The sequence below is a fragment of the Rhodococcus sp. 06-1474-1B genome (genome assembly GCF_002258885.1).
GTDB lineage: Bacteria > Actinomycetota > Actinomycetes > Mycobacteriales > Mycobacteriaceae > Rhodococcoides > Rhodococcoides fascians.
In genome coordinates, this window is sequence record NZ_NOYR01000021.1 from 155045 (window position 1) to 178636 (window position 23592).

Sequence of the window (23592 nt, forward strand, 5' to 3'; positions counted from 1 at the left end):
ACGACGAGTTGATCTTAAGTGCACTCGAGATCCTAGCCTTAAACACCATGCACTCCCCCACCCAATCCACGACCGGAACCTGGCGACAGCTGCTCGGCGCTCGCTACCTCGGCACCGCTACCGTTCTCGCCGGCGGCGTCGCGCTGTACGCCACGAACGTCTACCTGACGACCAGCCTGCTCCCCACGGCCATCGACGAGATCGGCGGCCAGCGCTACTACGCCTGGACTGCAACGGTTTTCCTAGTTGCGTCCGTCATCTCGTCGATGCTGGTCAGCAAAGTTCTGGCCGCCCGCGGACCTCGCGGTGCCTACCTGATCGGCCTGACGGTCTTCGCTCTCGGCACCGTCGTGTGTGCCGTCAGCCCCACGATGGAACTCTTACTGGTGGGGCGCACAATTCAGGGCGCAGGAGGTGGCCTACTGGCCGGACTCGGCTACGCCGTCATCAATGCCGCACTGCCGCAACATCTCTGGACGCGAGGTGCGGCTCTGGTCTCGGCCATGTGGGGTGTGGGAACGTTCGCCGGACCGGCCGTCGGCGGCATCTTCGCGCAATTCGGAGCCTGGCGAATGGCCTTCGGTGTGCTCGTTCTCGCAGCTCTGGCCATGGCTGCCCTCGTCCCGCGAGCACTGCCCGCCCACACCGCTGAGGCCACCGAACCCAGCCCGGTACCGACACTGTCGCTGACCCTGCTCACCACGGCTGCCTTGCTGGTGAGCATCGCCGGCGTGGTCTCCAACCTCGCGATCACCGCGGCAATGGTCCTGGGAGGAGTACTGCTGCTGATCGCCTTCGTGGCCGCCGACCGTCGCGCAGCGCACGGCGTACTCCCCCCGTCGACCTTCGGCGCGTCCGCGCTGAAATGGATATACCTGACCATCGTCGTCCTTGCCGTCGCGTCCACGGTGGAGACCTTCATCCCACTGTTCGGCCAACGTCTCGCCGGATTGGCACCGCTGGCCGCCGGATTCCTCGGAGCCGCACTGGCGCTCGGGTGGACCCTCGGCGAGATACCGAGCGCGTCGGCCACCGCTCCACGCGTCGTGCGACGCATCGTCATCGCCGGCCCGATCCTCGTCGCCGCCGGATTGTGCATCGTGGCAGCGTTTCTCACCGACCAGGCAGGTCCCGGTTCGATCATTACGTGGGTAGTGGGTCTGCTCGTCGCGGGCGTCGGCATCGGAATCGCGTGGCCACACTTGGCCGTCGGTGCCATGACATCGGTCGCCGAACCGGGCGAAGGCGCACGAGCCTCGGCCGCCATCAACACTGTTCAGCTGATCGCCAACGCCTTCGGAGCAGCTCTGGCGGGCGTCCTGGTGAACCTCGGAGAACCGTCGACGCTGCGATCGGCGCAGTTGCTGCTGTTCACCTTTGCGGCGCTGGCATTCATCGGTGTTGCAGCGGCGGCGCGATCGCAGCGCGCGTAGGTCGTCGGCTGACCTGATCAGGTCTGGACGACCCAGATCGAATTGCCGTCGGGGTCTCGCAAGGCGAACATCGGCGGCACGCCGTCCACCTCTTCCATGAAGTCGTCGAGATCGACGCCGCCGAGAGCAGTGAGCCGCTTGTGCTCGGCCGCGACGTCAGCTGTCTCGACACCGATGGACCCGCCACCGGGCGTACCTCCCATCGGCGGGTTGAGGGCGAGCCGCGCCGTCGAACCCGGCGGGGCCACTTCCAACCACCGGTATTCGCTCTCGGGACCGAAGCGCAGATCACCGCGAATCTCGAACCCGAGAACGCGGGAGTAGAAATCGAGGGCTGCGTCCTGATCGGCGACGGTGAACATGGCCACGCTGATGTTCACGATGGTGCCGGGTGTTTGTTCGGTCATACCGGTACCGACTCGAGTGCCGCGGGAAACTCACCGCGCCCCCTCCACGTAGAACAAAGCCCCGCACCGACCGAAGTCGATGCGGGGCTTTGTTGGTCACGCCCTGTCGTCGTGAGTGGAAACTCGTAGTGGGCTACGAAGTTCCAGTCACATGCGACGGAGTCGCTCTAGCGGTATTCGTTGGAGAAACCGTAGTCGTCGAGCGGCACTGCAGCACCGGTTCCCTGGCCGAAGCCGTCCGGGCTGTAGTACTGATCGTCGTACGACGGCACCGCGTATGCCGCGGCACGTGCCTCTTCGGTCGGCTGCACCGTGATGTTCCGGTACCGGTTGATGCCGGTACCAGCCGGGATGAGCTTACCGATGATGACGTTCTCCTTGAGACCTATGAGCTTGTCGCTACGGCAGTTGATCGCCGCATCGGTGAGCACACGAGTGGTCTCCTGGAAGGACGCAGCCGACAGCCACGAGTCGGTGGCCAGCGACGCCTTGGTGATACCCATCAGGACCGGACGTCCGGCTGCGGGCTCGCCACCCTCGGAGACGACGCGACGGTTGCTCGACTCAAATTCGCTGCGCTCGGTGAGTGAACCGGGCAGGAATTCGGTGGAGCCGCTGTCGATGATCGTCACGCGACGGAGCATCTGGCGCACGATGGTCTCGATGTGCTTGTCGTGAATCGACACACCCTGCGACCGGTACACCTCCTGGACCTCGTTGACGAGGTGGATCTGCACCTGACGGGGACCCATCACGCGCAGGACCTCGTGCGGATCGGCAGCACCTTCCATGAGCTGCTGGCCGACCTCGACGTGGTCACCGTCCGCCAGAAGGCGCTCGGTGCCGTCGTCGTGCTTGAAGACGCGCAGACGCTGACGCTTGGAGAGCTTGTCGTAGACAACCTCTTCGCCGCCGTCGTCCGGGACGATGGTGATCTTGTAGAAACGATCGCCGTCCTCGAGCTGGATGCGTCCCGACACGTCCGCGATCGGAGCCTTGCCCTTCGGCACACGTGCCTCGAACAGCTCCTGCACGCGAGGCAGACCACCGGTGATGTCATCTCCGGCGACACCACCCTGGTGGAAGGTACGCATGGTCAGCTGGGTTCCGGGCTCACCGATGGACTGTGCGGCAACGATACCGACGGCCTCACCGATGTCGACCAGCTTGCCGGTGGCCATCGAACGGCCGTAGCAGGTGGCGCAGACGCCGGTTCCCGTGGTGCAGGTCAGCACCGAGCGAACCTTGACCGACGTGATGCCCGCAGCGAGCAGCGCGTCGATGGCCGGGTCACCGAGATCGTGTCCACGAGCGACGATGACCGTGCCGTTCTCGTCGACAGCGTCGTTCGCCAAGGTGCGGGCGTACGTGCTGGTCTCGACGTGAGCGTCGCGGATCATCTTGCCGTCGGCGGTCTTCTCGGCGATCGTCGTGACGATGCCGCGCTCGGTGCCACAGTCGGTTTCCCGAACGATGACATCCTGCGAGACGTCGACCAGACGACGCGTCAGGTAGCCCGAGTCGGCGGTACGAAGCGCCGTATCGGCCAGACCCTTACGAGCACCGTGCGTGTTGATGAAGTACTCGAGGACCGTCAGGCCTTCCTTGAAGGAAGACTTGATCGGACGCGGGATGAACTCACCCTTCGGGTTCGTCACCAAGCCCTTCATGCCGGCGAGCGAGCGAACCTGAGTCATGTTTCCGGCTGCGCCGGACTTCACGATCATCGGGATCGGGTTGTCGTCGGGGAAGTGGGCCTCCATGGCCTTACCGACCTGCTCGGTCGCGTCCTGCCAGATCTTGACCAGTGCGGAGTTGCGCTCGACCTTGTCGAGTGCGCCACGCTGGTACTTCTTCTCGATCTGATCGGCCTGAGCCTCGAAGGTCTCCATGATCTGCGGCTTCTCCGGCGGCACGAGGACGTCGGAGATCGAGATGGTGACACCCGAACGCGTGGCCCAGTAGAAGCCTGCGTCCTTGAGTTTGTCGACGGTCTGCGCGACGACGATCATCGGGTAACGCTCGGCGAGATCGTTGATGATGGTCGACTGACGCTTCTTCGGCATCTGCTCGTTGACGAACGGGTAGTCCGCCGGAAGCAGCTCGTTGAAGAGCACGCGTCCCAGAGTGGTCTCCGCGGTCCATGCATCGCCGCGGTTCCAGCCCTCGGGGAACAACTCGTTCTCGATGTCACGCGGCGGGCGCTGCGTGGTGAGACGAACCCGAATCTGCGACTGCACGGTCAGCGATCCACGATCGACGGCCATCTGAGCCTCGGCCGGGGAGGAGTACGCCCCGAACTCGGCCTGATCGGTCGATGCGTCGACGCGCTCGCCGACAGCACCGGCATCGAGACGTGTCAGGTGGTACAGACCCGTCACCATGTCCAGACGCGGCATGGCGAGCGGACGGCCCGATGCCGGCGAGAGGATGTTGTTCGACGACAGCATCAGCACGCGTGCCTCGGCCTGAGCCTCGGCGGACAGCGGGAGGTGGACAGCCATCTGGTCACCGTCGAAGTCGGCGTTGAACGCCTCACACACGAGCGGGTGCAGCTGGATGGCCTTGCCTTCGACGAGCTGCGGCTCGAACGCCTGGATGCCCAACCGGTGCAGGGTGGGTGCACGGTTCAGCAGCACGGGGTGCTCGGCGATGACCTCTTCGAGAACGTCCCACACCTGCGGACGCTGACGCTCGACCATGCGCTTGGCCGACTTGATGTTCTGCGCGTGGTTCAGATCCACCAGACGCTTCATCACGAACGGCTTGAACAGCTCGAGTGCCATCAGCTTCGGCAGACCACACTGGTGCAGCTTGAGCTGCGGGCCGACGACGATGACCGAACGGCCCGAGTAGTCGACGCGCTTGCCGAGGAGGTTCTGACGGAATCGTCCCTGCTTGCCCTTGAGCAAGTCGGAGAGCGACTTCAGCGGACGGTTACCCGGTCCGGTGACCGGACGTCCACGACGGCCGTTGTCGAACAGGGCGTCGACCGACTCCTGCAGCATCCGCTTCTCGTTGTTGACGATGATCTCGGGAGCACCGAGATCGATCAGACGCTTGAGGCGGTTGTTGCGGTTGATGACGCGGCGGTACAGGTCGTTGAGGTCGGACGTCGCGAAACGGCCACCGTCGAGCTGCACCATCGGACGAAGCTCCGGCGGGATGACCGGGACAGCGTCGAGAACCATGCCCATCGGCGAGTTACGGCCGGCCTGGAACGCAGCGACGACCTTCAGACGCTTGAGCGCGCGCAGCTTCTTCTGACCCTTGCCACTGCGGATGGTCTCGCGAAGAGATTCCGCCTCGGCATCGATGTCGAAGGTCTGCATGAGCTTCTGGATCGACTCGGCACCCATGGCACCGGTGAAGTACTCGCCGTACCGGTCGATGAGCTCGCGGTAGATGAGCTCGTCGACGATGAGCTGCTTGGGAGCAAGCTTGGTGAACGTGGTCCAGATCTCTTCGAGACGATCGAGCTCACGCTGCGCGCGGTCACGGAGCTGACGCATCTCGCGCTCGCCGCCGTCCTTGACCTTGCGACGCACGTCGGACTTGGCACCCTCGGCTTCGAGCTCGGCGATGTCGGCTTCGAGCTTCTGCGCACGAGCCTCGAGATCGGCGTCGCGCTGATCTGCGACAGCCTTCTTCTCGACCTCCATCTCGGCCTCGAGCGTCGAGAGCTCGTTGTGACGGAGCTCGTCGTCGACCGTGGTGATGACGTAGGCAGCGAAGTAGATGATCTTCTCGAGATCCTTCGGAGCCAGGTCGAGCAGGTAGCCCAGACGCGACGGCACACCCTTGAAGTACCAGATGTGCGTGACCGGAGCGGCCAGTTCGATGTGGCCCATGCGCTCACGACGCACCTTGGCGCGAGTGACCTCGACGCCACAACGCTCACAGATGATGCCCTTGAAGCGGACGCGCTTGTACTTGCCGCAGTAGCACTCCCAGTCCCGGGTGGGGCCGAAGATCTTCTCGCAGAAGAGGCCGTCCTTCTCGGGCTTGAGCGTGCGGTAGTTGATGGTCTCCGGCTTCTTGACCTCGCCGTAGGACCACTGACGGATGTCGTCCGCAGTGGCAAGGCCAATGCGAAGTTCATCGAAGAAGTTGACGTCGAGCACGTAACTTCCTTTCCCCGTTATGGGTGTTGTGCTGGAAGAGCAAATGAGAGAAACGCCTCCGGGCCTGCAGTGACGCAGGCCCGGAGACCACAGAACTACTGAGCGAGGTCGTCGACCGTGGCAGCTTCGTTGCGGGAGAGGTTGATTCCCAGGTTGGCTGCGGCACGCTCGAGGTCTTCGTCGTCACCGTCGGCCATCGTGATGGCAGCGCCGTCCGAGGACAGCACCTCCACGTTGAGGCACAGCGACTGGAGCTCCTTGAGGAGCACCTTGAAGGACTCGGGGATACCGGGCTCGGGAATGTTCTCGCCCTTGACGATCGCCTCGTACACCTTCACGCGGCCGACAACGTCGTCCGACTTGATGGTGAGAAGCTCCTGCAGCGTGTACGCGGCACCGTAGGCCTGCATGGCCCAGCACTCCATCTCACCGAAGCGCTGTCCACCGAACTGAGCCTTACCACCGAGGGGCTGCTGAGTGATCATCGAGTACGGCCCGGTCGAACGAGCGTGGATCTTGTCGTCGACCAAGTGGTGCAGCTTGATGATGTACATGTAGCCCACCGACACCGGGTACGGGAACGGCTCGCCGGAGCGGCCGTCGAACAACGTGGCCTTTCCGTCGGATCCGACCATCTGCTCGCCGTCGCGGTTGGGAATCGTGCTCTCCAGCAGGCCGGCGAGCTGATTCTCCTTGGCACCGTCGAACACCGGGGTGGCGATGTTGCTGTCGGCCGGAGCCGCCAGCATCTCCTCGGGCAGACGTTCGGCCCAATCGGGCTTGCTGCCGTCCGCGGCGATCTGCACGTTCCAACCGGTCTTGCCGATCCAACCCAGGTGGGTTTCGAGGACCTGACCGATGTTCATACGACGCGGAACACCGTGGGTGTTGAGGATGATGTCGATCGGGGTGCCGTCGGGCAGGAACGGCATGTCCTCCTGCGGGAGGATCTTGCCGATGACGCCCTTGTTGCCGTGACGGCCGGCGAGCTTGTCGCCGTCCTGGATCTTGCGCTTCTGAGCCACGTAGACGCGGACCAACTCGTTGACGCCGGGAGGCAGATCGTCGTCGTCGTCGCGCGAGAAGACGCGGATACCGATGACCTTTCCGTTCTCGCCGTGCGGAACCTTGAGCGAGGTGTCGCGAACTTCGCGAGCCTTCTCACCGAAGATGGCGCGCAGCAGGCGCTCTTCGGGGGTCAGCTCGGTCTCGCCCTTCGGCGTGACCTTTCCGACCAGCACGTCGCCGTCACGAACCTCGGCACCGATACGGATGATGCCGCGCTCGTCGAGGTCCGCGAGGACCTCGTCGGAGACGTTCGGGATGTCGCGAGTGATCTCTTCGGCACCGAGCTTGGTGTCGCGAGCATCGATCTCGTGCTCCTCGATGTGGATCGAGGTGAGAACGTCCTCTTCCACGAGGCGCTGCGACAGGATGATCGCGTCCTCGTAGTTGTGGCCCTCCCACGGCATGATCGCCAGCAGCAAGTTCTTGCCGAGAGCCATCTCACCGTTCTCGGTGCAGGGGCCGTCGGCGAGGACCTGGCCGGACTCGACGCGCTGTCCCTCGTCCACGATCGGACGCTGGTTGGCGCAGGTGCCCTGGTTGGAACGCGCGAACTTGCGCATCCGGTAGGTCTTGCGCGATCCGTCGTCGGCCATGACCGTGACGTAGTCGGCAGAGACCTCTTCGACGACACCGGTCTTCTCGGTGATGACGACGTCACCGGCGTCGACAGCGGCACGCAGCTCCATGCCGGTACCGACGATCGGAGCCTCGCTGCGGACCAGCGGGACAGCCTGACGCTGCATGTTCGCGCCCATCAGGGCACGGTTGGCATCGTCGTGCTCGAGGAACGGAATCATCGCGGTGGCGACGGACACCATCTGACGAGGCGAGACGTCCATGTAATCGATGTCGTCGGACGAGACGAACTCGACCTCTCCACCCTTACGACGAACGAGAATCTTGTCCTCGATGAAGTGACCCGAATCGTCGACCGGGGAGTTCGCCTGCGCGAGCGTGTGGCGATCCTCCTCGTCGGCGGTCAGGTAATCGACCTCGTCGGTGACCTTGCCGTCGACGACCTTGCGGTACGGGGTCTCGATGAAGCCGAACGGGTTGACGCGTGCGTACACCGAGAGCGAACCGATCAGGCCGATGTTCGGGCCTTCCGGGGTCTCGATGGGGCACATGCGGCCGTAGTGCGAGGGGTGCACGTCGCGGACCTCGAGGCCGGCGCGCTCACGAGAGAGACCGCCGGGTCCCAGTGCCGACAGGCGACGCTTGTGCGTCAGACCCGACAGCGGGTTGTTCTGGTCCATGAACTGCGAGAGCTGGGAGGTTCCGAAGAACTCCTTGATCGCAGCGACGACGGGACGGATGTTGATCAGGGTCTGCGGCGTGATCGCCTCGACGTCCTGAGTCGTCATACGTTCGCGCACGACGCGCTCCATGCGGGACAGGCCCACGCGGATCTGGTTCTGGATGAGTTCGCCCACGGTGCGCAGACGACGGTTGCCGAAGTGGTCGATGTCGTCGACCTCGACCGGAACCTCGACGCCGTCGGGTGCGGTCATCGAGGTCTCACCTGCGTGCAGACGCACGAGGTACTCGATGGTCGCGACGATGTCTTCCTCGGTGAGGGTCGACGCCACGATGGGCTGACCCGAGTTGAGGCCGAGCTTCTTGTTGATCTTGTAGCGACCCACGCGAGCGAGGTCGTAGCGCTTGTCCTTGAAGAACAGGTTCTCCAGCAGGGTCTGCGCCGACTCCTTGGTCGGCGGCTCGCCCGGACGCAGCTTGCGGTAGATGTCGAGGAGAGCCTCGTCGGTACCGGCGGTGTTGTCCTTCTCCAGCGTGGCCATGAGGATCTCGGAGAAGCCGAAGCGCTCCGTGATCTGCTCGGTGGACCAGCCGAGAGCCTTCAGCAGCACCGTGACGGGCTGACGACGCTTGCGGTCGATGCGGACACCGACGGTGTCGCGCTTGTCGACGTCGAACTCGAGCCAAGCACCGCGGCCGGGGATGACCTTGACGCTGTGCAGGTCCTTCTCGGTGGTCTTGTCGATCGAGTGATCGAAGTAGACGCCCGGAGAACGCACCAGCTGCGAGACGACGACGCGCTCGGTGCCGTTGATGATGAAGGTGCCCTTGTCGGTCATCATCGGGAAATCACCCATGAAGACCGTCTGGCTCTTGATCTCGCCGGTGTTGTTGTTGATGAACTCGGCGGTGACGAACAGCGGAGCCGCGTACGTCATGTCCTTGTCCTTGCACTCATCGGTCGAGGCCTTGACCTCGTCGAATCGTGGGTCGGAGAAGGAGAGCGACATCGAGCCCGAGAAGTCCTCGATCGGAGAGAGCTCGGTCAGGATGTCCTCGAGTCCGCCGGAGACACCACTGTCTCCACGGGCGGCGGCACGGTCGCGCCAACTCTGCGCACCTACCAGCCACTCGAACGAGTCCGTCTGTACATCGAGGAGACCGGGTACCTCCAACGGCTCGCGAATGTTCGCGAACGAAACCCTCCTCGGGGCTCCCGGTGTTCCGACAACTGCCTTGGTCTGGCTAGAGACTGCCAAGATGCGTCCTTCCAGCACCTCACGCGGGTCGCGCCGTTCTGTCAACCGAAACGACATGGCGACCGCCGCTGTATCTGTTTGCTATATGTGGGGCGAATTTCGGCTGGTCGCAACCAGACCGAATCCCCATCACAGCGGCCCGAAAACGTGCTTTCGGGAAACAGCGATCGAGAGGTGGACAGGAGGCAGCCAGCGCAACGTCCAAAGGTACCCCAAATGTGCGCAAGGCGCAACGGGGGCATCAAAAGTAACACCCGAGGTCCGTTCTCGCACCGAGTCGAGGAAAGCGTGTCGCCACGCCGTCTCGAACAGGTGTGCGCCCGATACCGCAAGGGGGTGCTCCTGACGACAAGAGTGAACCTTGCGCCTCCCTTCGTCAAGAGGTCCGCGGGAAACCGGCGCATCGACCCCGCCCGAGGCGACCGATGTGACGACTGGCACAGACGCGATTCTGTCGGTCCTCCCCGACCGACACGGAAGCTGATCACCCCTGCAGTTCACTCGAGCTGTTCGCCTCTGCCGTTCATCCCGCCGATCGCGGCGACCCGGACGAATCGCTACCGAGGGATCTGCTGATCGACATTCGTCGGATCGGGGCTCCGGCGACTGCGACCCGAGCCGAGTTGCGGACCGCGATTCCGCGTGAGCTTCCAGATCTTTCGCGGCAATCACGAAAGATATTGGTGGAACACGCATTTCATTTGCAACGACAACGGTCGAGTCGTGATCGACCATGCAGACCGACCCGATCGACGCAACCCCTCGGTTGCTATGGAAATCCGGCCCGCGGTCTGATTGTATTCACTTTGTCGCAACGGGGGTCGTCGACGAGGGGGGTTCGATTCGTCGACGCGCGTCTTTTCTTTTGCGCAACAAACGCATTCGCACAACACAACTCTTTGTCTCTCGGGGGGACAGCATGGTCGCGGTGGCAATGGTCGGAATCGGATGCAGATTCCCAGGCGGGGTACACGATGGCCCCAGCTTCTGGAAGTTCATGCTCGACAAGGGCGACGGCATCGTCGACATACCTGCGGATCGGTGGAACGCGGATCGCTTCTACGACCCCAATCCCGACGCGCCGGGACGCGCCTACACCCGACGCGGCGGATTCCTGACCCAGTCGCTGTGGGACTTCGACCCCGAATTCTTCGGAATGTCGCCTCGCGAGGCCTCGGTGACCGACCCTCAGCAACGTCTCCTACTCGAAGTCGCCTGGGAAGCGCTCGACGACGCCGGGCACGCAGGCCGGGTCAGCGGGCAACCGATCGGAGTGTTCGTCGGCGGATTCACCAACGACTCGGCCGGGCTGCGCGCATCCAGTTCCGCACGCGCCCAGATCAATTCGCACAGCGCCACCAGTTCCTCGCATACGTTGCTCTCCAACCGCATCTCGTTCGCGCTCGATCTCGTCGGACCGTCCATGACGATCGACACCGCATGCTCGTCGTCCCTCGTCGCCGTCCACCAGGCCGTCCGAGCACTCGAGCGCGGCGAATGCACCATGGCCCTGGTCGGCGGAGCCAATGCGATGTTCCGCCCCGAGACGTTCGTCTCGATGTGCAAGGGCAGGTTTCTCTCGTTCGACGGCCGATCGAAGTCCTTCGACGCCGCCGCCGACGGATACGGCCGCGGCGAAGGCGCGGGCATGGTGCTGCTCCGCCCCCTGGCGGATGCGATCGCGGACGGGGACCGGATCTATTCGGTGATTCGAGGTTCCGGCGTGAACCAGGACGGGCGCACCATCGCCATTCCCGTCCCCAATCCCGTCTCGCAACACGCACTCGCCACCCGAGTGTGCGCGGAAGCAGGAATCGAACCCGGACGGGTCGGCTACGTCGAAGCGCACGGCACGGGAACCGCAGTAGGAGACCCACTCGAACTCGAGGCGCTCGGCGGAGCCTACGGCGTGGTCGACGGACGCGAGAGCCCGCTGGTGGTCGGTTCCATCAAAGCCGCGATCGGGCATACGGAAGCGGCCGCGGGCATCGCCGGCCTCATCAAATCGGCATTGACGCTGCACCATCGGACCATCGTGCCGCAGGCGTGGCTGCACACGCTCAATCCGGCAATCCCGTTCGACGAGCTGAACATTCGCATTCCGGTGGCCGTGGAACCCTTCGCCGATGCAGACCCGTACGTGGCCATCAACGGCTTCGGATACGGCGGTACCAACGCGCACGTCGTGATGTCTGCGGCACCGGCCCAGCCCGACGCGCCGGCCACCGGACCTGCGAACGACACCGTCGAACTTCGGCTGTTCCCCGTCTCCGGACGGACCGACACGGCCGCACGTGCGTCCGCCGCGGCATTCGGAACCACGGTGCAGGATCTGATCGATTCCGGCCGCGCGGACGAACTACCTGCGCTCACCTCGGCCGCGTGGTCGCGTCGAGCCCACCACCCTGTCCGGGCCGCACTCCCCTACACCGATGCAGACGACTTGCTCGGCGCCCTGGTCTCGTTCGCGGGCGGCAGTGGGTCGACCGCCCACACCGTCGTCGGCCACAGCGCGGCGCCGGTGTTCGTCTTCAGCGGCATGGGCCCGCAGTGGTGGGCCATGGCCCGCGAACTGCTGCTCGCGGACGGCGAATTCGCCCGTGTCGCACGGCTCGTCGATGCTGCGTTCGTCGACATCGCCGGTTGGTCGATCATCGAGGAACTGACCCGGGACGAGGACGTATCCCGGGTCACCGATACCTCGATCGCGCAACCGGCGAACTTCCTCGTCCAGGTCGCTCTCGTCGCCGAGCTCGGTTCCCTCGGGATAGCACCGACCACGGTCGTCGGACACAGCGTCGGCGAGGTCAGCGCCGCCTACATCAGCGGAGCACTGAGCCTGCACGACGCCCTGCTCGTCAGCTACCACCGCGCCCGATTGCAGGCCACCACCGCAGGCTCCGGCGGCATGCTGGCCGTCGGATTGTCCGAGAACGATGCCATGGCCCGGATCCAGGAGCACGGCGTGTCCGCGGAGATCTCGGTGGCCGCGATCAACAGCCCGACCGCGGTCACGTTGGCAGGCGACACGGCAACCTTGGCAGCATTCGCCGAGACACTCACCGGCAGCGGCGTTTTTGCCAAGATGCTGCACGTCGAGGTGCCGTACCACAGCCACCTCATGGATCCCATTCTGGCGCAGATCGATTCGGCCCTGCACACCATAGATGCACAGGTCCCTGGTCTCGCGCTGTACTCGACGGTCACGGCAGAGCGAGTCACCGGCGCAGAATGGAACTCGAGCTACTGGTGCGACAACGTTCGACGCCCGGTGCGTTTCGCCGACACGATGGCCGCTCTCATCGCCGACGGCCACCGCGTCTTCCTCGAAGTCGGCCCCCATCCGGTGCTCTCGGGCAACATCAGGGAAATCCTGATCCGAGCCGGCGAGACCGGAACATCGATCGGAACGCTGGTCCGTGGGGCGGACGACCGATCGAGCCTGACGTCCGCAATCCAGGGTCTCTACGCGAGCGGTTCCTTCGACGGACCGGCAGCCGTATCGCCGCACACAGAGCTGCCCGCATACCCGTGGCAACGCACACGCTGCTGGTCCGAGCCCGAATCCTCGATTCTCGACAGGTTCGGTGCCCCCGACACCTACCCCCTGCTCGGCGAACGTTCCGACGAGGCCGGTTCCCACTGGAGCGTCGAACTGGCCGTTGCCCAACTGCCGTGGCTGCACGACCACGTCGTCGACGGTCTCGTGCTGCTACCCGGTACCGCATACCTCGACGCCGCACTGAGCGCCGCGGCCGCGCGGACCGGACATCCAGAGGTCGCAGCCGAGAACGTGGAGTTCGTCGCCCCGTTGGTGATCGACGCCGACGACGTTCCCGTTCTGCAGATCTCGGTGGAGGACTCGACGAGAAGATTCGTGCTGCGCTCGCGGCCGGCGGCCGACACCCAATGGACCGTCAACGCCACGGGCCGCCTCGTGGAGGGGCGATTCGACGCCCCGTTCGTCGCCGCTGAGATCTCCGATGCCGCCGTCGAGATCACCGGAGACGCGCTGTATCCGCTGCTCGCCGCGGCCGGGTTGCACTACGGACCGGCCTTCCAGGGCATCGTCTCCGCCCGAATCGACACCGACACAGTCGTCGCTGTCATCGACGCCGGCCGTCACTCCGGCTCCCGTCACCTGGTGCATCCCGCGGTACTGGACACCGCGCTGCAATGCGTCGCTGCACTGGCCGGAACTGCTGCACTGGCTGGAACAGCGCTGGGTTCGTCGGCTGCCGCCGGGGACCGCAGCGGCGCAGTGGTTCCGGCCACCATCGCGTCCGTCCGCAGGTACGGACCGATTCCCGACCATGCCGTCGTCGTGGTGCGGCGGACGGGATCCGACCCGATGCGAGCCGACATCACGGTGACCGACGACGAGGGCCGGGCCGCGGTCGCGTTGGGCGGCGTCGAGTTCAAACCGATTGCGCCGCCGCAGTCGCTGCACACCGAACTGGACCGGTTGTTCTACGAACCGGTGTGGGAATTGCGGGACAACCGCGATGCTCCGATGCCCGCAGCAGACACCGATCGCGACTTCGCTCTGGTCGTCGTGCTGGGCGACGCCGCAGCCGACAGCCGAGCACACACGCGCGCCGAGGCCATCGCCCGCGCCCGCCGAACGTCGGTGGTGTTGGCGCAGAACACCTTCGACGCCACCGACCTGACCAGAATCCTGCGTACCGGCCTCGAGGCCGACGGTGTCGACCGCGCCACCGTCGTCGCCGTCGCCGGCGAGTTCGCAGACCCGGCGTCGGCCGTGCACGCCCTGACCACCATCGCACGCACCGTGCAGAACGCGCTGTACGGCGACTCGAACGGGCCGGCCTCCGAGCCGGGGTCCGTCACCGCGGTGATCGTGACCGAGAAGGCCTTCTGCATGCCGGGCGATCCCGCCGGCGCGCACCTGACCCACTCCGGCCTCGTCGGTGCCCGACGGTCACTGCGCAACGAACAATCCCCCGCGGCGTGGCGCCTGGTGGACACCGAAGCCGACACCGACGTCGAGCAGGTGGTGACCGAGACGATCGCGTTCGGGCCCTACGCAGGCGACGATGCCGACGAGGTGGCTCTGCGCCAGGGTTCTCGATGGGCGGTGAGGCTGCGCAGCAATTTGCGTGACCACCTGGCGCTACGCGATACACCCGCCCCGCTACTGGACCGGGAGGCGTCCTTCGCGATCGAGGCTCCGGCATCGAAGATGTTGTCCGATATCGCCTTTCGCGCGACAGCGCGCATGGAGCCCGGCCCCGGCCAGATCGAGGTTCAGGTCCGCGCAATCGACATCAACTACAAGGACCCGCTCAAGGTCATGGGAGTGCTGACCGAGCGCGAACTCGCGGGCACCTACTTCGGCACGACACTCGGACTCGGCGGACTCGGTGTCGTGACGCGCGTCGGACCGGATGTGGACGGCATCGCACCGGGCGATCACATCGGCTTGTGCTCACGAAACATCATGGCGCGCTTCGTCACCCTGGACGCCGACGAAGGGGGCTCGGCGAAGGTACCGTCCGACTGGGAGTTCGGGTGGTGCTCGTCGATCCTGCCGCTGATGTGCGCGCGATTCGGCCGACTCGATCTCGCCCGAGTTCGACCCGGCGAGACCGTCCTGATCCACGGTGCCGCGGGCGGACTGGGATTGGCCGCAATCCAGGTCGCCCGCGGGCTCGGAGCAGTGGTGATCGCGACCGCAGGAACCGAGGAGCGGCGGGCAGTCGCAACCGAGGCCGGTGCTCACCACGTGCTCGCGTCCAGATCACTGAACTTCGCCGACGACATTCGTGTGCTGACCGACGGACGAGGCGTCGACGTCGTCTACAACTCCTCGCCGGGTGAGATCATGGCCCAGAACCTGCATGTGGCAGCGGAATTCGGCCGCATCGTCGAGCTGGGGAAAGCCGACATCTACTTCGGCGGCGTGCTGGACCTCGCCCCGTTCGATCGCAATCTCACCTTCTTCGCCGTCGACATGGACCGAATGTTCGAGTTCAAGCCGGCTCTGGCGCGGCAGGTCACCGAGGCCGTCATCGCGGGGTTGGTGGACCGCACGTACACACCGCTGCCGTACACGACGTACCCGCTCGCTCGCGTCGCCGACGCGTTCGACGCTGTCGTGCGCTCCACTCACACCGGCCGCGTCGTACTGTCCTTCGACGACGACATGCCCTCGGTCCGCCCCGAGGTCCCGACCGTACGCATCGATCCCACGGCCGCCTACATCGTCACCGGCGGATTCGGCGCGTTCGGAATGGCGATCGCGCGCTGGCTCGTCGCAGAGGGCGCACGACACCTCGTACTCGTCGGGCGCAGCGGAGCAACCACAGAGACCGCCATCGCGGGAGTCGCCGCATTCGAGGCAGCCGGAGTACGAGTGGTCGCCGAACGCGTGGACATCTCGCACTACGACGCAGTGGCCGAACTGATCGGACACACCGTCGCCGACGCCCCGCTCGGCGGAGTGTTCCACACCGCAGGGGTGGTGGACAACCTGCCGGTCGCGAACATCACCGAACAGTCCGTTCGAGAAGTGTTCGCGCCCAAAGTAACCGGCGCACTGAATCTCGATCGCGCACTCGACGTCGCCGGAATCGATCCTGCGATCTTCGTCCTGTTCTCCTCGATGAGCAGCCTCAGCGGTGGCACCCCGCAGGTGTCCTATTCCGCCGCGAACTCCGTGCTCGACGCACTCGCCTGGTCCCGGCGTGCCCACGGCAAGTCGGCATTGACGGTCAGTTGGGGCGCGCTGAGCGGAGGGGGCATGGCGGAAACTGCGGAGGAGGTGGTGCGATACCTCGACATGCTCGGCTTCCGCAATGTCGACATGGACGCAGCAGCCCGCTATCTGGGCGAATGCCTGACGCTGGACCTTCCGCACGTGGCCGTCGTCGGAATCGACTGGGAACAATGGGGTATCGCCAACCCCGCGTCCGCGCACATCCCACGCTTCGCAGCGCACATCGCCGCAGCGAGTACCGGAGGGTCGGGCGTCACCGCACTGCACGCCGAAATACTCGCGCTGCCCGAGGACCAACGCGCGGACGTGTTGACGTTCGTTCTGGCCGAGCAGCTCGCAGCCGTCATGGGCATCGATCCGGATGCAGTCGACACCTCGACACCGTTACCGGAACTGGGCCTCGACTCACTGATGGCAGTCGAATTCGCCGCTCGGGTCGGCAAATCCGTGGGTCTCGAAATGTCGGTGCTCGAGTTCGGGCGTGGTCAGGGCCTTGCCGCGATCGGAGCGAAACTCGCTGCGAGCATCACCAGGAATGCCGCCGCGGGTAACGCCGCATCCACCGTGCCCCCGTCCGCCCCTCTGGAAGCGGTCGCACCATGAGCGTCGATTCACGAGAGATCGCTCGCAGGCTGCTCGCCCGCGGCGGGTACTCCACGGTGAACGTGGACACCGGCCCCGAGTCGATCGGCCGTGGACCCACTGCCGCCGAACCTGCCGCCGCCGGGCACGGTAAGGGGCAGCGAAGCGGGTCTCTGGCCGATCATCCCGACGTCGCGGCGACCACCGCGCAATTCGACGGAGTCGACCGGATGTTCGCGGAACTCGGTGTGCCCAACCCGCTGTACCTGCCGCACGACGGCACGGCCGGAGCGACCATCCGACAGCTCGACCGCGACATGATCAATTTCGGCAGCTTCAACTACCTGGGCCTGAGCTCGGACCGGCGCGTGATGGACGCAGCCAAGGACGCGATCGATCGTTACGGAACCTCGGTGTCCGGCAGCCGCATCGTGAGCGGCCAGATTCCGCTCTACGAGGAGTTCGAGTCGGCGCTCGCCCGCATCTACGACGTCGACGACACGGTGATCACCGCAAGCGGGTACCTCACCAACGCCGCCGCGGTCGGCTACCTGCTGGGCAAAGGTGACCTGGCAGTGTGCGACACCCTGGTCCACAGCAGCATCGTCTCGGGGACCGAATGGGCAGGGTGTCGACGAGTGTTGTTCCGTCACAACGACCCCGATGCACTCGAGGCGATACTGAAGATGTCGCGCGGTAGTTTCGCACGCGCGATGGTGATCCTCGAAAGCCACTACAGCATGGACGGCGACGTCGCCGTACTCCCCGAGTTGATCGCCGTGGCCCGGCGTTACGACTGCGCCGTGATGGTCGACGAAGCACACGCGTTCGGCGTACTGGGTCAGCGCGGCCTCGGCATCCGCGAACTCTACGACCTGCCCGGCGACGCCGTCGACCTGTGGATGGGAACCATGTCCAAGGCCCTCGGCAGCGTCGGCGGGTTCCTGGCCGGCTCCCGCGAGCTGATCCGCGGATTCAAGTACTCCGCACCGGGATTGAGCATGTTCACGGCCGGACCCGCGCCGTCCGCAGTGGCAGCGGCGAACATGGCGCTGAACGTGCTCACCGCCGAACCGGACCGTGTCGAACGCCTGCGCGAGAACGGCCGCTATGCGTTCACCCGCGCACGCTCTCACGGGTTCGACACCGGGACCGCCGAGGGCACGTCCATTCTGCCGATCGTCATCGGCGACACCCAAGGAACCGTACTGGCCTGCGTCGCACTGTTGCACCAGGGCATCAACGTCAACGCCATCACCTATCCCTCGGTACCGGTGGGCCAGGAACGGCTTCGGTTCTTCCTCTCGAGCGAACACACGCACGCACAGATCGACGCCGCGTTGACCGCACTGGCGTCCTTCGTCGACGGCGTCGGCGCCCCGGGTGCGTCGTGACCACCGGCACCGGACCGGTCGACTTCGTCGTCGAACGTGCGCGGTGGGTACTGGTCACCGTGGTCGCGCTCGTGTTGGCCGCGGGTGCGTGGGGCATCGGTGTCGTCGACGAACTGAGCCTGGGCGGGTACACCGACCCGGCCAGTGAATCGGCCGAAGTGGACGCGTTGGTCGAATCGCGTTTCGGCCGAAAGGTTCCCGACGTCGCGGTGGTCTACACCCCGACGGACGGACGCTCGATCGACGACATCGGCGACACCGTTCTCGGTCGCCTCGACGACATCGACGACGGACTGCTCGCCCGCACTCCCATCACCTACTGGACCGTGCCGGACGCGTTCGCGTCGGGTCTGCGATCGTTCGACGGCCGGTCCGCACTCGCGGTCCTGACACTGACCGGCGACGAGGACCGACGCGTCAAGACCTACCGGGACCTGCGCGCGGATTTGACGATCGACGGCGCGACCGTGCAGTTCGGCGGCTTCTCGGCCATCGCCGACGCCTACAACGAGCAGGCGCGAGCGGATCTGGTGCGGGCCGAGACCATCACGTTCCCGATTCTGCTCGTCCTGTTGCTGCTGATCTTCGGCGGACTCGTCGCTGCCGCAACGCCGTTGGTCATCGGCGGCATGAGCGTCGTGGCATCGCTCGCCGTACTGCGAGCACTGAACGAGGTCACCGAAGTATCGGTGTTCGCCACCAATATCGCCTCGCTCGTCGGACTCGGGATGGCCGTCGACTACAGCCTGTTCGTCATCACGCGTTTCCGCGAGGAACTACGTGACGGCCGAGACCCGGCAGATGCGGTGCGCCGCACGATGTTCACCGCAGGCCGCACCGTGGCGTTCTCGGCCCTGTTGCTCGTATGTGGGTTCGTGGGCATGCTGATCTTCCCGCAGTCGATGATTCGGTCTCTCGGCTTCGGCGGCATGGCCGCGGTGGCCGTTGCTGCCGTCATCTCACTGACCGCACTGCCCGCAGCGCTCGCGATCCTCGGACACCGTATCGACTCGTGGAGTTGGCGCACAGGCGCTATCGACCGAGGCGACGCCCGCGCCCAACGGTTCTGGGGCACGGTCGCAGACCGCGTCATGCGCAGGCCGGTGCTTGTCGTCGTATCCATTTTCGCGATACTTGCACTGCTCAGTGCGCCGATTCTCGGTGCCCGGTTGGGCGATCTCGACCACACGGGCCTCCCTTCCGACGCGTCCGCGAAAATCGCCACCGAGAAGCTGTTCACCGAATTCCCGCTCGCGAACACCGGTGTCACCGTCCTCGTCGAATCCGACACCGACTCCCCACCGAGTCCCGCAGCGGTCGCCGAAGTGACCAGAGCGGTCGACGCGTCACTCGGTGTCGTTGCAGCAGTCCCCGGCCGAACCGTAGACAACCTGACCGTCGTCGATGCCATCATGAGCTCACCCGATCGCACGGCAGGTGCCCTGGAGACACTGGACTCCATCCGGTCGATCCCGGCCCCGACCGGGACGACACTGCGCGTGGGCGGCCGCACCGCGCAGAGCCAGGACGGCATGGACGCCATCTACGCGACGCTTCCGTGGATGCTGACCATCATGGTTCTCGCCACGTTCGTGATGACGACGGTGGCGTTCCGCTCGATCGTGCTCAGCGTCAAGGCAATTGCGATGGCATCGATCAGCCTCGGTGCCACCTTCGGAGTGCTCACCTGGATCTTCGTCGACGGCCACGGTGCCGAGTGGATCGGCGTCACCCCAGGGCCGTTGCAGTCGACGATGAGCATCCTCATCATGGCCGTGGTGTTCGGCCTGTCGACCGACTACGAGATCTTCCTGCTCTCCCGCATCGTCGAAGCACACGATTCAGGAGCCACCACCCGGGACGCCGTCCGCATCGGTGCCGCCCACACCGGACGCGTCGTCACGGCCGCCGCGCTACTGCTCATCACCGTCACCGCATTCTTCTCGCTGTCCGAACTCGCCATGATGCGGCTCGTGGGTATCGGCATCATCGTCGGTCTCGTCATCGACGCCACCATCGTGCGCATGATGCTGGTGCCCGCGCTCGTCGCGTCGATGGGCAACGCCAACTGGTGGCTGCGCCCCACCCCTGAGCGACCGCAGGCCACACCACGTCCGCACTCGCCCGCAGAGGAGACCAGCCGTGCCCATTGAGATCCGAACGGCCACCACAGCAGACATCACGGAGATGTCCGCGATGATGGCACGCGCCTTCCAGGACGACGACCCGGTCAGTGAATACTTCTTCCCGGACGCGTCCAGCCGCCCGAGCAAACAGCGGCGCATGATGGCCGCACTGATCCGCCACCGCTACATTCCCGCAGGTGGGGCCGACCTCGCCGTCGAGAACGGCCGCATCGTCGGAGTGTCACTGTGGCATCCACACGACGCCCCCGCGCCACCGTGGTGGCGGCAGCTGGTGTCCGGTCCACATCTGTTGTGGGCCATGGGTTCCGGCACCCGGGCCGGCATCGAGATGGATCGGCTCCTGACCGAGAACTCCCCCGCCCCCGACGCTGTGCTGTGGGTCTACCTCGGCGTCGAACCGTCCACACACCGATCCGGTGTCGGTGCTGCGCTGTCGGCCCACGTGCAGGCGCGCACCGATCGCGAGGGCCGACCTCTGTACGGAATCTGCAAGGAGGGCAACCTCGGATTCTGGACGGCGATGGGCTTTGTGCCATGGGGAACCGCCCGCATCGGCGCGGCGGGACCGGAGGTCCACCTGCTCTCGCGACCTCCGGCCCCGGTCACCTAGTGAGCGTCCTGACGCCACCGGGTGGCCTCGGCGAGCGTGAAGCCGTGAACGTCGGCCAGCGCACCCAACCGTTCGACATTCTCACCGTCCAGAGTGGTCCCGATGCTGCGCAGCGCGAATTCGCCCGACAATGCGATCAGCATCGTCTCGGCCATGCACGCGTACGTCAACCCCGGAGCCAACCCGTACGTCAAACCGAAATCCGAGCCCGACGGCACCCGCACGATTCCGCCGTCGAACACCGTCACGTCCGGCCGTTCACCGCGGACGTCCCGGCCGATGTTCGGCGGCTGCGCCACGTCGCAGACGATGGCCCCCTGCATCAGGTCCGTCGGATCGATCAACGACTGCGGAGCCGACGTCGCCGCGATGACGATCAACGAATCCCGCACAGCAGCAACAGGATCGGTGAAGAATTCGATGTGACGCGAACGGATCAGATCGTCGAGGTCGCCGGCGACCTCGGCGGCAGCCACCGCCAGGTCACCCGAACCCGAACCGGCACTCGCCACCATCTCCTGCGCCGCAGCCCACAACTTCGGCGCGATCACCGAGTTCTCGCCGCGCCTGCCCACCAACGCGATACTGCCGACCTCACCGGCCAATTGCTTGCCGATGGTCCGTCCGATCGCCCCACCCGCACCGAGAATCGTCACCCGAGCGCGAGCGACATCGATGCCCCGTTCCTGGCACACACGTCGGACGGCCCGCAGACTCGCGGCCGCGGTGAAGGTGTTGCCCGTCGTGATCGGCCGAGATGTCGCACCGAGACCCAGCCCGTTTCCGGTGATCACCGACGAGTACCCGCCGAGTCCGACCACGGTTGCCCCGCGCGAGATCGCGAGTTCGACGGCTCCGCCCACCACTGCCAGCGCACGCTCGGTCGGCAGCTGCAGCAGCTGCTGGGAGGTGTACGGCAGCCCGATCAGGTCGCCGTGCGCAGTTGCGTCTCCGAATCCGGACACCCGCCCGCTGCCGATGACGAACGAGGCCGGATCGAGCTCGGACGTCGACGCGGCGAATCGCTCCAGCAAGTCCTGTCTCTCGGCATTGTCGAACACCTCGAGCGCAGGATCGAACGCAGCGAAGAAGCCGAGATCGAGAGGATGGGCGATGAAGGCGAAGCGTCGATCGCCCGGCCGTACCGCAATGTCGGGAGTACGGCCCGGACGCAATGCCGTGAGCGCCGCGGGAGTGGCGACAGTCGGACGCCCGAGCAGATGCCCGAACAATCCGTCCATGTCCCCTTCGGCCGCGTAGCCGAGCGCGCGATCGAGGGCCGCGACCAGACGCGAGCATGCCGACGAGGAAACCGTCAACGGTGGTTCGATACGAATCACCCTGTTGCCGAACAGAGTCGGAGCCACGCGAATGCCCTCGACGTTGAGCAGATACGAGCAGATCACCGCGGACAGGTTGTGCTGATCCGCGATCGAACCGAGCAGAGACTGCCGTCCGACGAAGTTCACATCCGCGGTGAGTTCGATTCCCAGCAGTAATCCGCGACCACGTACCTCGGTGACCACCGAGGGATACTTCTCGGCCAGGCCGGCCAGATCGTTCTTCAACTGTCGTCCGAGCGCGGCAGCTCCGGTGACCACCGCGCAGTCGTCTCGGGTCAACTCCTCGAGGACGGCCAGACCGACCCGTGCGGCCAAGGCGTTGCCCGCGAACGTCGACGTGTGGCGAAGAGCGAAACTCTCCCCCACCAACTCCGGGCGGCACAGCACCGCGCCCACCGGCACGATCCCGCCGCCGAGCGCCTTCGCGAGAGTCAGAATGTCGGGAATCACGCCCTCGTGCTCCGCCGCGAACATCCGGCCGGTCCGGCCCAGTCCCGTCTGCACCTCGTCGAGCGCGAGCAACACACCGTGGCGGTTGCAGATCTCCTGGACCTGCCGCAAGTAGCCGTCGGGCGGGCACACCACGCCGCCCTCACCCTGAATCGGCTCGACGAGGAACACCGCATAGTGATCCGGCGCAGCCGCCAGAGCTGCCTCGAGTGCCTCTGCATCGCCGAACGCGATGTGGTCGAATCCCGATACCGGGGCCCCGAATCCACTCTGATACTTGATATTTCCCGTCGCCGACAGCGCCCCCAACGTCTTGCCGTGAAAACTGTTCCCGGTCGTCAGCACCCCGAGGCGGCCGGTATGGGCCCGCGCGATCTTCAGCGCCACCTCGGTCGCTTCGGTGCCACTGTTGACGAACGTCGTACGCGTCAATCCCTCGGGTGCGATTCTCCCCAGACGATCGGCCAGTTCACCTGCGGCGGTGAGCACCGAGGGCTGCACGAAGATGGGCTCGCCGCTGCACCGAACATCGTTGATCGCCTGCCAGATCGGCGTCGGCCCGTGCCCGAACGGCAGCGCCCCGTAGGCACCCGCGAAGTCCAGATACCGACGGCCCGCAGAATCGAACAGCACGGTGCCGTCGCCGCGGACGTACTCGCGATCGAGATTCAGTGCAGTCAGCAGTCGGTACAACTCGGGATTGACGCTGCCCGCAAATCCCGAGCGACCCGACCGCTCGGGTACTACAGATACATCGATTGTCGTGTCAGTCATGACCA

At 65.5% G+C, this 23592-nt stretch carries 9 protein-coding genes; 5 read left to right on the top strand and 4 right to left on the bottom strand.

The window, feature by feature from the left end; genetic code table 11:
• The first annotated feature begins 47 nt into the window (after positions 1 to 47).
• On the top strand, positions 48 to 1433 hold the full coding sequence (locus CH266_RS07665) for an MFS transporter (RefSeq protein ID WP_032369718.1): 1386 nt from the start codon (positions 48 to 50) through the stop codon (positions 1431 to 1433).
• Positions 1434 to 1450: 17 nt separating this feature from the next.
• Here the strand turns inward: CH266_RS07665 and CH266_RS07670 are convergent, their stop codons facing one another.
• From CH266_RS07670 to rpoB, 3 genes are all read right to left on the bottom strand, one after another.
• Complete coding sequence (locus CH266_RS07670) at positions 1451 to 1840, bottom strand: VOC family protein (protein WP_052067174.1); 390 nt, start codon at positions 1838 to 1840, stop codon at positions 1451 to 1453.
• Between the two features lie 167 nt (positions 1841 to 2007).
• A complete protein-coding gene (locus CH266_RS07675) occupies positions 2008 to 5964 on the bottom strand; it encodes a DNA-directed RNA polymerase subunit beta' (protein WP_027498213.1) in 3957 nt (1318 codons plus the stop codon).
• Positions 5965 to 6059: 95 nt separating this feature from the next.
• Positions 6060 to 9566: a DNA-directed RNA polymerase subunit beta gene (gene rpoB, locus CH266_RS07680; protein ID WP_032365281.1), complete on the bottom strand. Its 3507-nt coding sequence runs from the start codon at positions 9564 to 9566 to the stop codon at positions 6060 to 6062.
• 901 nt (positions 9567 to 10467) lie between these two features.
• On the opposite strand from rpoB, the gene CH266_RS07685 reads away from it, so the two are divergent.
• Genes CH266_RS07685 through CH266_RS07700 form a run of 4 tightly spaced genes read left to right on the top strand, consistent with a single transcriptional unit; the run spans position 10468 to position 21020 of the window.
• Positions 10468 to 16890 carry a type I polyketide synthase gene (locus CH266_RS07685; RefSeq protein ID WP_094715055.1) on the top strand — a complete coding sequence of 2141 codons (6423 nt, stop codon included), beginning with the start codon at positions 10468 to 10470 and terminating at the stop codon, positions 16888 to 16890.
• Entirely contained in the window at positions 16887 to 18263 is a 1377-nt protein-coding gene (locus tag CH266_RS07690; RefSeq protein WP_032369719.1) for an aminotransferase class I/II-fold pyridoxal phosphate-dependent enzyme, read from the top strand. Before CH266_RS07685 ends, CH266_RS07690 begins: the two co-directional genes overlap by 4 nt.
• Positions 18260 to 20416: an MMPL family transporter gene (locus CH266_RS07695; protein ID WP_080729146.1), complete on the top strand. Its 2157-nt coding sequence runs from the start codon at positions 18260 to 18262 to the stop codon at positions 20414 to 20416. Before CH266_RS07690 ends, CH266_RS07695 begins: the two co-directional genes overlap by 4 nt.
• A complete protein-coding gene (locus CH266_RS07700; protein ID WP_032369720.1) occupies positions 20406 to 21020 on the top strand; it encodes a hypothetical protein in 615 nt (204 codons plus the stop codon). Before CH266_RS07695 ends, CH266_RS07700 begins: the two co-directional genes overlap by 11 nt.
• On the opposite strand, the gene CH266_RS07705 is transcribed toward CH266_RS07700, so the two are convergent.
• Positions 21017 to 23587: an aminotransferase class III-fold pyridoxal phosphate-dependent enzyme gene (locus CH266_RS07705; RefSeq protein ID WP_032369897.1), complete on the bottom strand. Its 2571-nt coding sequence runs from the start codon at positions 23585 to 23587 to the stop codon at positions 21017 to 21019. The two genes, CH266_RS07700 and CH266_RS07705, sit on opposite strands and share 4 nt — an antisense overlap.
• Between the last annotated feature and the right edge of the window lie 5 nt (positions 23588 to 23592).